The sequence below is a fragment of the Streptococcus sp. HMSC072D05 genome, from assembly GCF_001815805.1.
GTDB lineage: Bacteria > Bacillota > Bacilli > Lactobacillales > Streptococcaceae > Streptococcus.
The window spans coordinates 57,395-71,836 of record NZ_KV822011.1; the positions used below are offsets into that span (position 1 = coordinate 57,395).

At 39.6% G+C, this 14,442-nt stretch carries 21 protein-coding genes and 1 pseudogene; 21 read left to right on the forward strand and 1 reads right to left on the reverse strand.

Features of this window, described 5'->3' with window-relative positions:
- The 15 genes from HMPREF3057_RS03585 to HMPREF3057_RS03655 form a co-directional block, all read left to right on the forward strand.
- Positions 1-648: ABC transporter permease (locus HMPREF3057_RS03585; RefSeq protein ID WP_180364446.1), on the forward strand; the 648-nt coding region annotated here is incomplete at its 5' end.
- A gap of 39 nt (positions 649-687) precedes the next feature.
- Positions 688-1,311 (forward strand): TetR/AcrR family transcriptional regulator, encoded by a 624-nt coding sequence (locus HMPREF3057_RS03590; RefSeq protein ID WP_070696404.1) that lies wholly within the window; start codon positions 688-690, stop codon positions 1,309-1,311.
- A 272-nt stretch (positions 1,312-1,583) separates the two neighbouring features.
- Positions 1,584-2,348 (forward strand): nucleoside phosphorylase, encoded by a 765-nt coding sequence (locus HMPREF3057_RS03595; protein ID WP_070696409.1) that lies wholly within the window; start codon positions 1,584-1,586, stop codon positions 2,346-2,348.
- Positions 2,349-2,381: 33 nt separating this feature from the next.
- Positions 2,382-3,761, forward strand: coding sequence for a TrkH family potassium uptake protein (locus tag HMPREF3057_RS03600; protein ID WP_000897923.1), 1,380 nt, complete (start codon positions 2,382-2,384; stop codon positions 3,759-3,761).
- A gap of 13 nt (positions 3,762-3,774) precedes the next feature.
- Positions 3,775-4,440 (forward strand): potassium channel family protein, encoded by a 666-nt coding sequence (locus HMPREF3057_RS03605; RefSeq protein ID WP_001283887.1) that lies wholly within the window; start codon positions 3,775-3,777, stop codon positions 4,438-4,440.
- Positions 4,441-4,596: 156 nt separating this feature from the next.
- A complete protein-coding gene (locus tag HMPREF3057_RS03610; protein ID WP_000671341.1) occupies positions 4,597-6,684 on the forward strand; it encodes an SSURE domain-containing protein in 2,088 nt (695 codons plus the stop codon).
- 80 nt (positions 6,685-6,764) lie between these two features.
- Positions 6,765-7,463, forward strand: coding sequence for a response regulator transcription factor (locus HMPREF3057_RS03615; RefSeq protein ID WP_000751223.1), 699 nt, complete (start codon positions 6,765-6,767; stop codon positions 7,461-7,463).
- Positions 7,460-8,494 (forward strand): sensor histidine kinase, encoded by a 1,035-nt coding sequence (locus HMPREF3057_RS03620; RefSeq protein ID WP_000769384.1) that lies wholly within the window; start codon positions 7,460-7,462, stop codon positions 8,492-8,494. The genes HMPREF3057_RS03615 and HMPREF3057_RS03620 overlap by 4 nt, the downstream gene beginning before the upstream one ends.
- Positions 8,495-8,695: 201 nt before the next feature.
- Complete coding sequence (gene rpsD / locus HMPREF3057_RS03625; RefSeq protein ID WP_000092756.1) at positions 8,696-9,307, forward strand: 30S ribosomal protein S4; 612 nt, start codon at positions 8,696-8,698, stop codon at positions 9,305-9,307.
- 617 nt (positions 9,308-9,924) lie between these two features.
- Positions 9,925-10,107 (forward strand): hypothetical protein, encoded by a 183-nt coding sequence (locus tag HMPREF3057_RS03630; RefSeq protein WP_000780387.1) that lies wholly within the window; start codon positions 9,925-9,927, stop codon positions 10,105-10,107.
- Between the two features lie 75 nt (positions 10,108-10,182).
- Complete coding sequence (locus HMPREF3057_RS03635; protein WP_000043341.1) at positions 10,183-10,398, forward strand: hypothetical protein; 216 nt, start codon at positions 10,183-10,185, stop codon at positions 10,396-10,398.
- A 72-nt stretch (positions 10,399-10,470) separates the two neighbouring features.
- Entirely contained in the window at positions 10,471-10,698 is a 228-nt protein-coding gene (locus HMPREF3057_RS03640) for a hypothetical protein (protein WP_009013763.1), read from the forward strand.
- A 113-nt stretch (positions 10,699-10,811) separates the two neighbouring features.
- A complete protein-coding gene (locus HMPREF3057_RS03645) occupies positions 10,812-11,099 on the forward strand; it encodes a hypothetical protein (protein ID WP_000542381.1) in 288 nt (95 codons plus the stop codon).
- Positions 11,100-11,291: a hypothetical protein gene (locus HMPREF3057_RS03650; RefSeq protein WP_000177340.1), complete on the forward strand. Its 192-nt coding sequence runs from the start codon at positions 11,100-11,102 to the stop codon at positions 11,289-11,291. It begins immediately after the preceding gene.
- 66 nt (positions 11,292-11,357) lie between these two features.
- Positions 11,358-11,570 (forward strand): hypothetical protein, encoded by a 213-nt coding sequence (locus HMPREF3057_RS03655; RefSeq protein WP_000710706.1) that lies wholly within the window; start codon positions 11,358-11,360, stop codon positions 11,568-11,570.
- Between the two features lie 286 nt (positions 11,571-11,856).
- Here the strand turns inward: HMPREF3057_RS03655 and HMPREF3057_RS10560 are convergent, their stop codons facing one another.
- Positions 11,857-12,042: a hypothetical protein gene (locus HMPREF3057_RS10560; RefSeq protein ID WP_009013804.1), complete on the reverse strand. Its 186-nt coding sequence runs from the start codon at positions 12,040-12,042 to the stop codon at positions 11,857-11,859.
- A 28-nt stretch (positions 12,043-12,070) separates the two neighbouring features.
- On the opposite strand from HMPREF3057_RS10560, the gene HMPREF3057_RS03660 reads away from it, so the two are divergent.
- The 6 genes and pseudogenes from HMPREF3057_RS03660 to HMPREF3057_RS10175 all read left to right on the forward strand — a co-directional run.
- Complete coding sequence (locus HMPREF3057_RS03660; RefSeq protein WP_000250556.1) at positions 12,071-12,685, forward strand: CadD family cadmium resistance transporter; 615 nt, start codon at positions 12,071-12,073, stop codon at positions 12,683-12,685.
- Positions 12,686-12,696: 11 nt separating this feature from the next.
- Entirely contained in the window at positions 12,697-13,035 is a 339-nt protein-coding gene (cadX, locus tag HMPREF3057_RS03665; RefSeq protein ID WP_000711083.1) for a Cd(II)/Zn(II)-sensing metalloregulatory transcriptional regulator CadX, read from the forward strand.
- A gap of 382 nt (positions 13,036-13,417) precedes the next feature.
- Entirely contained in the window at positions 13,418-13,720 is a 303-nt protein-coding gene (locus tag HMPREF3057_RS09960; RefSeq protein ID WP_004240734.1) for a TMEM175 family protein, read from the forward strand.
- Complete coding sequence (locus HMPREF3057_RS03670) at positions 13,645-13,986, forward strand: hypothetical protein (protein WP_000397556.1); 342 nt, start codon at positions 13,645-13,647, stop codon at positions 13,984-13,986. The genes HMPREF3057_RS09960 and HMPREF3057_RS03670 overlap by 76 nt, the downstream gene beginning before the upstream one ends.
- 13 nt (positions 13,987-13,999) lie before the next feature.
- Complete coding sequence (locus HMPREF3057_RS03675; RefSeq protein ID WP_001253404.1) at positions 14,000-14,323, forward strand: potassium channel family protein; 324 nt, start codon at positions 14,000-14,002, stop codon at positions 14,321-14,323.
- Positions 14,320-14,442: pseudogene (locus HMPREF3057_RS10175) on the forward strand (TIGR00341 family protein); the annotation flags it as partial. The gene HMPREF3057_RS03675 and the pseudogene HMPREF3057_RS10175, both read left to right, overlap by 4 nt.

A 14,442-nucleotide genomic window follows, 5' to 3' on the forward strand; every position in this document is an offset into this window, starting at 1 on the left:
AAAACACCAGAAATCAAGGAGTCTTACCAGTATGGAGATGAAAATACAAGCTTCTTTACCAGCATGATTCCGGTTTTGATAGGTTTTGTAGTTTTCTTCTTTGTCTTTTTGATTTCAGGTATGGCGCTTTTGAAAGAGCGCACCAGTGGAACACTAGAACGTTTGTTAGCAACACCAGTGAAACGATCTGAAATCGTCTATGGCTATATGTTGTCTTACGGTATTATTGCGATTTTTCAAACGGCAGTTGTCGTTTTAGCAGCAATTTGGCTACTAGATGTAGAAGTTGTAGGAAGTATTTTAAATGTTATAATAGTTAATGTGGTACTGGCTCTTGTAGCACTAGCTTTTGGAATTCTCTTGTCTACTCTAGCAAAATCAGAATTCCAAATGATGCAATTTATTCCTCTCGTGATTATGCCCCAACTTTTTTTCTCAGGAATTATTCCATTGTCATCCATGGGAGAATGGGCTCCAACTGTGGGGAAATTTTTGCCATTAACCTATTCTGGTGATGCAATAAGCCAGATTATTCTTTACGGGCACAATCTTGGTGATATTTTGCCAAATCTTGGTATTTTAATGATTTTCTTGATCATTTTAACAATTCTCAATATTGTTGGATTGCGTCGTTATCGTAAAGTTTAGAAATCAACATAAATAATGCTAAAAAGGTGTGAAGATTAGATGGATAAGACTGTTTTTGAATCGTTTGAAGATTATTTAGAAGAAGCGAATTACCCTCAAGGAAAGAAAAAAATCATGCAGGCAGCAGTGGATCTCATATCAACCAGGAGTTACCATGGGACCTCAACTCTTCACATAGCTGAGCGTGCTGGACTAAGCCAAGCAACTTTGTTTAAGTATTTTAAGACGAAGGATGATTTACTGACGGCTATTTTACATCCTGTAGTCCCAGGCATTTTCGGTAGTTTTTTGGAGGAACTCTTAGCTTTTGAAACGACAGAAGAGAGGGTTCGTTATCTCGTCCATGATCGTATGAGCTATCTCAAAAAAAATCGTGCTTTGATGAAAATCATTCTGCAGGAGAGTTTTTCAAATAAAAAACTAAAAAATGAACAGATTTTTATCTGGAATGCTATTCAAGATAAACTTCGAGTGCTTCATAAGGAATTGCTAGCAGATCCACGTGTAAATCCAGAGTTAACGATTCCTCAAATGGTTCGTATTTGTGTTGGCCCGTTGTTGGCTTACTTCGCTCAGCTTTATATCGTTAGTGACAACGGAGAAATAAAGGAAGAAGATCTAGACTTATTAGAAAAACAGATTTTAGGTGGTTTGTGGAAATAAGGGAGTTCTAGAAGAATTAAGGTTTATTTACTTAACTTTCAAACAAGCTAAAAAAGACATGTTCTGCTTATTTCAGATTCATGTCTTTTTGTTATTGGATTTGATATGTTTTTATAAGTCCTCAATCACTTTACTAAAACAGAAACCGACCTCTCCAGCAGTGCAACGATTTCTTAAATGTATGGAAGAGGAGTTTTCTGGCTTGCTAAAGTCGACTCCTTGACACTTCGTCAGCTTTTGATACAATAGTACAAAATTACAGGAGGTGGGCTATGATTCAGAAACATGCGATTCCCATTTTAGAGTTTGACGACAACCCCCAGGCGGTCCTTATGCCAACACATGAGGGATTGGACTTAAAGTTGCCAAAGAAGTGCATCTATGCATTTTTGGAGGAGGAAATCGACCGTTATGCTCAGGAAGTAGGGGCGGATTGTGTTGGTGAGTTCGTTTCGGCCACCAAGACTTATCCAGTCTATGTCATCAACTACAAGGGTGAGACGATTTGTCTAACCCAGGCGCCCGTGGGTTCTGCCCCAGCTGCCCAGTTTATGGATTGGTTGATTGGCTATGGTGTGGAGCAAATCATTTCCACTGGAACCTGTGGCGTCCTAGCCGATATAGAGGAAAATGCCTTTCTCGTCCCTGTTCGCGCTCTGCGAGATGAGGGGACCAGCTACCATTATGTAGCGCCTTCTCGTTATATGGAGATGCAGATTGAGGCTGTCTCTGCCATTGAGCAAGTTTTGGAGCAAAGAGGCATTCCTTATGAGGAAGTTATGACCTGGACGACAGATGGTTTTTACCGAGAGACGGCTGAAAAGGTTGCCTATCGCAAGGAAGAAGGCTGCGCTGTTGTGGAAATGGAGTGCTCGGCTCTTGCGGCAGTGGCTCAGCTACGTGGTGTTGTCTGGGGAGAATTGCTCTTTACTGCAGATTCCTTAGCGGATCTGGACAACTACGACAGTCGTGACTGGGGCTCAGAAGCTTTTGATAAGGCACTCGAACTCTGTCTTGCCATTGTGCACCACATGTGAGTGTTCTGACTGTTTTTATGGTAGAATGTAGTTATGTTATTCAAATCTTTTTTGGAAAAAATCAAGACGATACTGGGACGCTTGTCGCCAGCCCGTCGCATCTTTTTAAGTTTTGCCCTAGTAATCTTCTTGGGTTCTCTCCTTTTAAGTCTCCCCTTTGTGCAAGCAGAAACGTCACAAGCGACCTACTTTGACCATCTCTTTACGACCGTGTCCATGGTCTGTGTGACAGGGCTTTTCACTCTGCCAGTGGCTTCGACTTATAATATCTGGGGCCAGTTGATCTGTATGATTTTGATCCAGATTGGTGGTTTGGGGCTCATGACCTTTATCGGAATCTTTTATATCCAAGGCAAGCAAAAGCTCAGCCTTCGTGGTCGTGAGACTATTCAAGAAAGTTTCAGTTATGGAGAAACCCAGTCTCTAAAGGACTTCATCCGCTCAATCTTTCTGACGACTTTTTTGGTGGAAGGAATTGGTGCCTTTCTCTTGAGTTTTCGCTTTATCCCCGAATTTGGCTGGGGGCGAGGGATTCTAACCTCTATCTTTTTGGCTGTTTCAGCTTTCTGTAATGCTGGATTTGATAATTTTGGAAGTACGAGTTTGGTAGCCTTTCAAACGGATCCCTTGATCAATCTAGTGATTGCAGGCTTGATTATCACTGGTGGTCTAGGATTTATGGTCTGGTTTGACCTAGCGACCCAGTTTGGGAAGAAGAAAAAACGCCGCCTGCGTTTCCATACCAAGCTGGTTCTCTTTTTAACGGCGGGAATTCTGCTCTTTGGAACAGTATCGACTCTCTTAATTGAGTGGAATAATCCTGGGACGATTGGAAATCTCAGCGCTCCAGAGAAACTGCTGGTTAGTTTCTTCCAGACAGTCAGTATGAGAACGGCAGGCTTTGCTTCCATTGACTACACCCAGGCTAGACCAGTTACCTTACTGATCTACATCTTGCAGATGTTTCTGGGCGGGGCACCTGGAGGGACAGCAGGCGGGCTCAAGATTACGACCTTCTTTGTCTTGTTGGTCTTTGCTCGCAGTGAACTATTGGGCTTGCCTCATGCTAATGTGGCTCGGAGGACCATTGAACCCCGAACCGTACAAAAGTCTTTCAGTGTCTTTATTATCTTCTTGCTAACATTCTTGCTGGGCTTGATCCTACTAGGGATAACAGCAGAGGGAAATCCGCGCTTTATCTACCTCATGTTTGAGACCATTTCAGCCCTTGCAACAGTTGGGGTGACGGCAAATTTAACACCAGAGTTAGGTAAGTTAGCCCTCAGTATCGTTATGTTGTTGATGTTTATCGGCCGTATTGGTCCCTTGACACTACTGGTCAGTGTAGCGGAATACCAGCCAGACAAGAAAGATACGATTCACTATATGAAGGCAGATATCACTATCGGATAAGAAAGGAAAAACGATGTCAGATCGGACAATTGGAATTTTAGGCTTGGGAATTTTTGGGAGCAGTGTTTTGGCTGCCCTAGCCAAGCATGACATGAATATCATTGCTATTGATGACCACGAGGAACGCATTAATCAATTTGAATCAGTGTTGGCGCGTGGAGTAGTTGGAGATATCACGGATGAAGAACTCCTTCTATCAGCGGGGATTGACACCTGTGATACCGTAGTCGTCGCAACAGGTGAAAATCTGGAGTCCAGTGTTCTTGCGGTCATGCACTGCAAGAGTTTAGGAGTGCCGACCGTTATTGCCAAGGTCAAAAGCCATACGGCTAAAAAGGTGTTGGAAAAAATTGGTGCAGACGCAGTCATCTCACCAGAGTTTGAAATGGGGCGCTCATTAGCACAGACCATCCTCTTTCATAACAGCGTAGACGTCTTTCAGCTGGACAAGAATGTATCGATTGTCGAGATGAAAATCCCCCAATCATGGGTAGGTAAAAGCCTCAGTCAGTTGGATTTACGTGGGCGATACAACCTCAATGTACTTGGTTTTCGTTCCTACGAAAATGCTCCTCTGGATGTCCAATTCGGACCCAATGACCTCTTGCAGGCAGATGCCTACATCATGGCAGTCATTAATAACCAACATTTGGACACTCTAGCTGAACTGAGTGAGTAGGAGAGGAAAGGCTACTCTCTTTCCTAATAATTAACGAGTCAATATAAGTATTTTATAAGAGGGATTTAAGAAAAATTTTAACTTTTTCTTAATCCTTTTTAATTTTAGGAGATTATACTAGAGTCATCAAAAAAAGAAAACTCTAAGGAGAATCCTATGAAATTCAATCCAAATCAGAGATATACTCGTTGGTCTATTCGCCGTCTCAGTGTAGGCGTTGCTTCAGTTGTTGTGGCTAGTGGCTTCTTTGTCCTAGTTGGTCAACCAAGTTCTGCGCGTGCTGATGTCGTCAATCCGACTCCTGCCCAAGTCGTGCCAGACGCTGCTTCGGTGAGTGAAAAGAGCGACTTACCAGCAGAGGTTCTCAAAAAAGCAGTCGATGTAGCTCTTCCTTCAGAACAGTCTATTCCAACACCTAAAGCAAGTGTGGATACCACAAGCTCTTCAGAAAAAGCGGACGCAACTGCTAAAGAGCCTGCAGTAGTGCCAAAAGAAGAAGTGCAAGCACAACCTGACTCTAAGAAACAAACAGAAGATGCAGTTAAACCTGTGGAAAGTCCTGCGTCTACAGTTTCTGGACAAGACCGTGAAGTCAGTGAAGCGCAACCAGCGACCACCCCAGCTGAAGTGCAAAAGGGTGTGGCCGACAACACCAAAGACACAGTAGATGTCCCAGCTAGTTACCTTGACAAAGCCAATTTCCCAGGACCATTTACAGCTGGTGTCAATCAAGTCATTCCATACGAATTCTTCGCTGGTGACGGCATGTTGACTCGCCTGATCTTGAAAGCATCTGATAAGGCTCCATGGTCAGACAACGGTTCAGCTAAAAATCCCGCCCTTCCACCAGTAGAGAAATTGGGCAAAGGTCTTTACTTCTATGAAGTGGATTTAGCAGGTACCCAAGGCAAATCTGACAAAGAGTTGCTTGATCTTTTAAAACAAAACGGCACGCAAAGCTATAAAGCTACTATCAAGGTGTACGGTGCAAAAGACGGCAAACCTGACTTAACTAATCTGGTAGCGACTAAAAATTTGGATGTCAACTTGAATAGTTTGACCACCCCAGCTGAAGTGCAAAAAGGTGTGGCTGACAATACAAAAGATACAGTAGATGTCCCAGCTAGTTACCTTGACAAAGCCAATTTCCCAGGACCATTTACAGCTGGTGTCAATCAAGTCATTCCATACGAGTTCTTTGCCGGTGACGGTATGTTAACACGCCTTATCTTGAAAGCATCCGACAAGGCTCCATGGTCAGACAATGGTTCAGCTAAAAATCCCGCTCTCCCACCAGTAGAGAAATTGGGCAAAGGCCTTTACTTCTACGAAGTGGATTTGGCTGGCACTCAAGGAAAATCTGACAAGGAACTACTTGACCTTTTGAAACAAAACGGCACTCAAAGCTATAAAGCTACTATCAAGGTGTACGGTGCGAAAGACGGCAAGCCTGACTTAACTAACCTCGTAGCGACTAAAGATTTGACTGTTAATTTGAATGGCTTGACCACACCAAATCAGGTCAAAGAGTCTGTTGTTAACAATGTCAAAGACATGATTGATGTTCCAGCTAGCTACCTTGATAAGGCTAAGGTTCCTGGACCTTTCTTGGCCGGTGTCAACCAAGTCATTCCATACGAAGCTTTTGGTGGAGATGGTATGTTGACTCGCCTCTTGTTAAAAGCTTCAGACAAAGCCCCATGGTCAGATAACGGAACGGCTAAAAATCCTGCTCTATTGCCACTTGAAGGCTTGGCTAAAGGCCAATATTTCTACGAAGTGGATTTGAATGGCAATACGGTTGGCAAAGAAGGACAAGCCCTTCTAGATCAACTTCGAGCTAACGGAACACATACATACCTAGCTACTGTTAAAGTCTATGGCTCTAAAGATGGCAAACCTGATTTGACCAATCTGATTGCTACTCGTCAAGTAACGATTCAGCTTCGTGGAAAAGAAATGGCGACAATACCATCTCAACAAGGTCAGATGAATACGAAGCCTTCTGAAACAGGCTCTACAGGTACGACTGAGGGTATGATGGGTACAAATCACCATATGTCAGATATGAAAGTAGATCAACCAGATTCTAGCCCAATGGCTAATATGATGAAAAAAGATGATAAAGCGATGTTACCAAATACTGGGGAAGCTAAAACAGCTACAGCTGGGCTTGGTATCTTTGGTCTAGCCTTGGCAGGTCTTGTTGGACTTTTGGGTTTGACAAGCAAACGAGAAGATTAAGATTCAAATCACTTAAACATTAGAGAAAATAGTGTTATACTAAAGCAAGTATAACACTGTTTTTATCGAAGGAGTGTCAGATGAAAAAGACAATTTTGCTGGTTGATGATGAAATAGATATTCTAGATATTCAAAACCGTTATCTTATACAGGCAGGTTACGATGTTTTGGTCGCCCATGATGGTAAGGAGGGATTAGAGCTTTTCAGAAAAAAATCTATCGACCTCATTATCACAGATATCATGATGCCCAATATGGACGGGTATGATTTTATCAGTGAAGTTCAGTATATCGCTCCGGATCAACCCTTCCTCTTTACAACTGCTAAGACAAGCGAACAGGATAAGATTTATGGATTGAGTTTGGGGGCAGATGATTTTATAGTCAAACCCTTTAGCCCACGCGAATTGGTTTTAAGAGTGAATAATATCTTGCGTCGCCTTAGCCGTGGAGGAGAGACCGAACAGATCGAGTTTGGTGACTTGGTAATCAACCATGTGACTCATGAGGTTCGCATTGGGGAGCAACCTTTGGAATTGACAGTAAAATCCTTTGAACTTCTATGGATATTAGCCAGCAATCCCGAGAGAGTCTTTTCAAAGACGGAACTTTACGAGAAGGTATGGCAGGAGGACTATGTAGATGATACCAATACACTCAATGTTCATATCCATGCTTTGAGGCAAGAGTTGACCAAGTATACAAATTCAAATGCTCCTGCTATCAAAACTGTCTGGGGTTTGGGTTATAAGATGGAAAGACCAAGAGGTAGAAAATGAAATTAAAAAACTATATTTTAGTGGGGTATCTAGTGTCGACTCTACTAACGATTTTGGTCGTTTTCTGGGCAGTCCAACGAATGTTGATTGAGAAAAGTGAAGTTTACTTTCTCGTTGGAATAACCTTGATTGCTAGTTTCATTGGCGCTGCAGTGAGCATCTTTCTTTTGTCGCCTGTGTTCTCTTCTCTGAAACATTTGAAAAAACAAGCTCAGGATATAGCAAGCAAGGATTTCAGCACAGAAATCGAAACCAAAGGACCATTAGAATTTCAAGAGCTGGGCCAGGCTTTTAATGACATGTCTCACAATTTGCAAGCTACCTTTCAATCACTTGATGAGAGCGAGCAAGAAAAGAGAATGATGATTGCGCAGCTCTCTCACGATATTAAAACTCCCATTACCTCCATTCAGGTTACTGTGGAGGGAATTCTAGATGGAGTGATCAAGGAAGAGGAGCGGCTCCACTACTTAACCACGATTGGTCGGCAAACCGAGCGTCTAAACAAGCTAGTGGAGGAATTGGATGTTTTGACTCTTAACACACAACCTCAAGAAACTGCTGATGAGGAAGTCGAAGAGGTCTTTTTAGATCAGTTGCTGATTGAGTCAATGAGTGAATTTCAACTCCAGATTGAACAAGAGGAGCGAGATGTTTACATTCAAGTGTCACCTGAGTCGGCGAAAATCAAGAGCCATTCTGACAAACTTTCTCGTATTCTGGTCAATTTGTTAAACAATGCCTTTAAATATTCAGAACCAGGAACCAGAATCGAGGTTCTTGCCCAATTAACAGAACAAGAGCTGACAATCAGTGTGAAAGACGAGGGTCAGGGGATCCTTCCTGAAGATTTGGAAAAGATCTTTAAACGACTTTATCGTGTAGAAACTTCGCGCAATATGAAGACGGGTGGACATGGATTAGGACTTGCGATTGCACGCGAACTAGCCCATCAGCTTGGTGGCGAAATCACAGCAGAAAGTCAATATGGCTTAGGAAGCAAGTTTACATTCAGCCTCAATTTGAAATAAAGCCGTAAAATCCCTTTACAAATCTAGCTTTTCATGGTACAATAGCCTTTGTGTGAAATAGCAGCAGGAAAGCATGAAGCTCGTCAACAGGTGTCTTATGACAAGTAACCTTGGCTGTTTAGGCGAAGGGCATCTGCACGAATCAGGGCTTTCTAAGTGACTATTTCCGCCAAATATTATTTATATCAGGAGGACATACATATGTCACGTTATACAGGACCATCTTGGAAACAAGCTCGTCGCCTTGGCCTTTCACTTACAGGTACAGGTAAAGAATTGGCACGTCGTAACTACGTACCAGGACAACACGGACCAAACAACCGTTCTAAATTGTCAGAATACGGTTTGCAATTGGCTGAAAAACAAAAACTTCGTTTCACTTACGGTGTAGGTGAAAAACAATTCCGTAACTTGTTCGTACAAGCTACTAAGATCAAAGGCGGAATCCTAGGTTTCAACTTCATGCTTCTTTTGGAACGTCGTTTGGATAACGTTGTTTACCGTCTTGGCCTTGCGACTACTCGTCGTCAAGCTCGTCAATTCGTAAACCACGGTCACATCCTTGTGGACGGAAAACGCGTTGATATCCCATCATACCGTGTAACTCCAGGTCAAGTGATCTCAGTTCGTGAAAAATCATTGAAAGTTCCAGCAATCCTTGAAGCAGTAGAAGCTACTCTTGGACGTCCAGCATTCGTATCATTCGATGCTGAAAAATTGGAAGGTTCATTGACTCGCTTGCCAGAACGCGACGAAATCAACCCAGAAATCAACGAAGCACTTGTCGTTGAATTCTACAACAAGATGCTTTAATTTTAAGAAATATCTTACAGAAAGCCTACAACAGTGGGCTTTTTGCTTTGTCTTAAAAGGTTGATTTCTGGGTTTGCTTAGATATTTGCTAGATTGATTTCATTGCTGCTTCAAAGAATGAGACGGCTTTTTTTGCGTTCTCTTTTGAGAGGTAAAAAGAAGCGTGACCCTCCCACAGCTATAGAGCTTTTAGGCGGGAAAACCACACTTCTTTCTTGAATTAATTTTACATCATTTTGACTTAAAAAACAAATAGAGGCGTCCCACCTCCTACCGCAGAAAGATCTGTTTCAAGGGGAGATGGAAAACCTCTATTCGTTAATTTAATTATAGCCTAAAAAACTTTTAAATACAAGGCTATTGAGATAGTAAGGGGGAAAAAAGAAGTAACCATCATTCCGACCACATAGTAGACAGGGGGGAACAAGATTACTTCCTTTATTTACTTAAGTATACAACATTTTTACAAGAAAGCAAAGTAGCAGGTTAGTCTAATGGGGTGCTTGTTGTACTTTAGCAAGTAAGGTGTGCTATAATGCTTTTAACAGGAACTAAAAGCCATTAGTAAATAACTAATATTGGGTCATATTGTTCCGATGTTAGAGAGAAGGAACTTAATGAAATTATGGGAATATGTTGATAAAAATGTTCGCCTTATTTTAGAAGATGGGACCTCCATCAAGGGTAGGGTGGTTGATTGGTTTGACGGTTATGATTTAGATGGTCCTGACGAAATAGTTATAGGTGATCGCTCATATCCTGAAGATATTATCAAGAAAATCAAAATTATTAGTGCTTAGTTCAACCTAGGCGATTTTATCGACTAACTATAAAAAGTATAAGAACTATCGAAAAAATAGCAGAGAGGAAAATAAATGAGTAAACAGCTTTGGAAGTATCTTCGATCAAGGGTTCAGATAGTCACTAATTGCGATAAGATAATCAAGGGACGTGTCATAGACTTTGTTGACGAAATGGACAATGATGAGCAAGATGAAATCACTATTCTCATTGCTAATCCTAGTCCAGATGAAGCTACTGAAATTTCTCTCTTTGAGAGTGAGATTGTCTCGATTAAAACAATCTCATAGGACTTAGAACAATCTAGGTGCTTTTACCTGCCTTATTTGAAAGAAAACACTATGGAAAAGGATTTAGTTTATATGGCAATATTAGATGATTTACAAGAGTTATATGACAATGGTTGGGATGCCTCTTTTGATTATAATGGTCAAGTATGTGGGATTTTTCCTAATTCTGTTCATGATATTGTAGTGGTGATTGGAGATAAGGAATACCAGGTATCATCATTCATTGATCTGATTTCTCTAAAAATTGACGATAACACTTTAGTAGAAATTATGGATGGAATTGAAGTGCAGTATTATTAAAATAAAAATCATCTTTGATGAATGAACTGCACCCCAAAAATTAGATTTTGTCTGTTAAATTTTTGGAACGTAGCTCAATATGCTACAACGTTCTTATTAGGAGGGGAAGGGTAATGGGTTATAGTCAACAAGTATTAGACATGCTCCAGCAAACAGTCAGTGGTCAGATTGATAATTTTTGGGATTTTTCCTTTACGTTTAACGCTCTTTTTGGAGAAGATGCGGAATTTTCCGAGGCTTGGGATAATGAAAACTCTGAAATGTTTGACGCTCTCAATGACTTTGAGTTGATGATATTTTTAGAGGAACATGATCCAAGCGACAAACAAGGTTTTATCGATTTCTTAACACCTTACTACGAAAAAGCAAAGCAATTAGCCAATATTGAAAGGAATATTTAAATGACACTCTGGAAATTTAACCGTACAGATGTAATTATCACGTTAAAAAATGGCGCGGTAGTTAGAGGATTTGTAGAAGACTATTGTGACGCCTCTGACAATGACGAGGAGATTGACTCCTTGCTGGTAGATGTTGATGGAACTCTTTATGAATATTTTGAAGATGAAATCGTCAGCATCATAGAAAGCTAGTAGTGGGAATAGAATCTAAGGAAAAAATCTTGTTTGTTGAGATTGTTTTAGTTGGGATGGTCCTATATGAAAAAGGATGAAATTAAAAAATATTTAGACAAAGATCTTGAATTTAATTATAATAGCCGAGGTGCTTGCTTTTTATCGAGTATATGTGTAGTTGGTTATGATTATGAAGGTCAGCAGTTTGATACAATTGATGAAGCTATGGAAGCTAAAGTATTTGACGGGAAAAGCTTAGTAGATATATGGGATGAAGTTTTTCCACAAGTTTTTTAAAATGAAAAGCACCTTTGATGAACTGCACCCCAAAAGTTAGATTTTTTCTGTCTAACTTTTGGGGTGCAGTTCAAATGTATGAGATATTTTTAGTTTTGATTTAATTTCGATATTTTTCCGGAAAATACTTATTTTTCGGAAAGTCAAGATTTTGTTATTATTTATGATATACTGGTACCGTAATTATATCCTTACAGAGGTTAAGTAAGGGTTTCAGTACACGTCAATAGATGTCAAAATATTGATTTTAAGCGATTTTTGATTTTTGGAAACTCATTATATCGCACTACAAATCAATAAAAACTCTACCTTTTACTCTACCTTTTTTAGATAAATATATCATCTGGATATTGAAGTTAAGCCCTGCTATCATTTCGATGGCAGGGCTTTTTAATGTTTGGGACACTACCTTCTTATCTATATTTTGATGGAGCTGAAGTTGACATCTACAAAGTTTAATGTTAAAATACATTCAAAAATATATTTGAATGAGGTGCTTTATGGTTCAAAATGTTGTTACTTCAATAATCCTGTATTCTGGGACAGCCGTAGACTTACTTATTATCCTAATGTTATTTTTTGCCAAAAGAAAAAGCAGAAAAGACATCATTAACATCTATTTAGGACAATTTCTAGGCTCTGTTAGTCTAATATTGCTAAGTTTACTTTTTGCATTTGTCTTAAATTATATTCCTAGTAAAGAGATTTTAGGTTTGCTCGGTTTGATTCCAATTTTCCTAGGACTCAAAGTTTTGCTTTTAGGAGATTCTGATGGAGAAGCTATTGCAAAAGATGGTTTGCGCAAAGATAATAAAAACCTGATTTTTCTAGTCGCTATGATTACTTTTGCAAGTTGTGGTGCTGACAATATTGGTGTTTTTGTCCCATATTTTATTACCTTAAATTTAGCGAATTTGATAGTGGCTTTACTTACCTTTCTAGTCATGATTTATCTCTTGGTTTTTTCTGCCCAAAAATTGGCACAAGTCCCTTCTGTTGGAGAAACTTTGGAAAAATATAGCAGATGGTTTATTGCCGTTGTTTATTTAGGACTGGGGATGTATATCCTGATTGAAAACAACAGCTTTAACATGCTAAGGACTGTGTTCGGCTAGGAGAAAAAATTATGAAAAAAGATAGTATCTGCCAAGTGAATATTATAAATCAGCAAAATGTTACAACCGCAACGAACTACCTTGAAAAGGAAAAAGTCCAAAAATCACTTCGTATTTTATCAAAGTTTACCGATAATAAACAGATAAATATCATCTTTTATCTCCTTGCTGTTGAAGAACTCTGTGTCTGTGATATAGCCTGTTTACTAAATCTCAGTATGGCATCTGCCTCCCACCATCTTCGTAAACTAGCCAATCAAAACATCTTGGATACTAGAAGAGAGGGGAAAATTATATATTATTTTATAAAAGATGAGGAAATCAAAGACTTTTTTAATCAACTAGGATAACAACTATTTTTACTACTTTATCATGATTATATATAGGACTTATCTATGAAATTTTTTGATAAAAATTACTCACATGAAAGACTACTCGTAGCAAATCTTTAAGAAAAAAGTATAATTTAAAGCAAAGCGACCTAGGTAATGCAGGTCAAGTTAGCCAAGTTTAAAAGGGAGAAATCTGAAAGAAAATGTATCTTTGATAGTAGTCATTTATTGTGAAATATGATATATTTATTAATTAGATGGATGAATACTTCTAGAGTTAAATATAGCATAATAGGGACAGACTTTTTGGTTTATTTTTGTTTGTAGTCGGATTATGAAAGAATATCCAATATTATGCGATAAGATAGAATGTTACAAAAAAGAAAGGGGATGCAATCCGATGAAGAAAGACAGATTAATTGTATTGACAGATGCTGTTCTAGCAATTATTATGACCATCTTGATTTTAGAGTTAGAAAAACCAACAACACCAAGTCTTGAAGCTTTTTGGGATTTACGGCAAAATTTCTTTGCTTGTTTTCTTTCCTTTTTCTGGTTGGGATCGTTATGGATGGCACTAAACACATTATGGGAAAAGGTTGAGAAAATTTCCTCAGAAATTATTTGGTGGAATTTGTTTCTACTCTTGGAGCGGCAGGAGTTCTCTTTGGAGAATTTCATGCCATCCAAGATACCAGTCTGAATGATGTGGTGGACCGGATCTATATAAATGTCAAGGATTTACCGTTTCAGTCCTTGGGAGCTTTAGCTAATATCCTGTCTGATGTTAAGAAGGGACTGATTCAAGACAGTCATATCTGGTCTTTCTTCCAGTCATTTTTCAAACAATATCAGTTGATAATCAGCTTAAATCAGATCTATCAGTTTGTCTATCTTTCTCTGATGGAGATCATGTCCTATCTTCACTTTGATTATTGGAAAAAACGGCTCGGTCAGGAGCTAGTATGAATAAGGAGAACAAATGAGACGTTTAAAAATGTTATGGCATATTATACAGGTTACGGGTTTTACTCGGTTTGCTCTGAGTTTTGTGACCTTTGTTTTTGGGTCAGGAGGCGTGCTTTTCCTAGTTGAACCTGCTATCACAAATTACGGAGACGGTCTTTGGTATGCTTTTGTGACTTCGACGACTGTCGGCTACGGGGATCTCCTAGCTGTGACCTTGATTGGAAGGATTACCAGTGTCTTCTTGACGATTTATGGGCTCATATTTTTTGGCTGTTTATCAGCTGTTATTATTAATTATTATACCGATTTAAATAAGGAAAGAGGAGAGGACAAATGACTGCCAATTATTCAACACGGGAATACCGTGAGAAATTATACGATGACCTTCATGTTCGATTGAGAGATACAGCGATTTTGATGTGTGCAATTTTTATTGCCTCTATCGGTCTAAATATG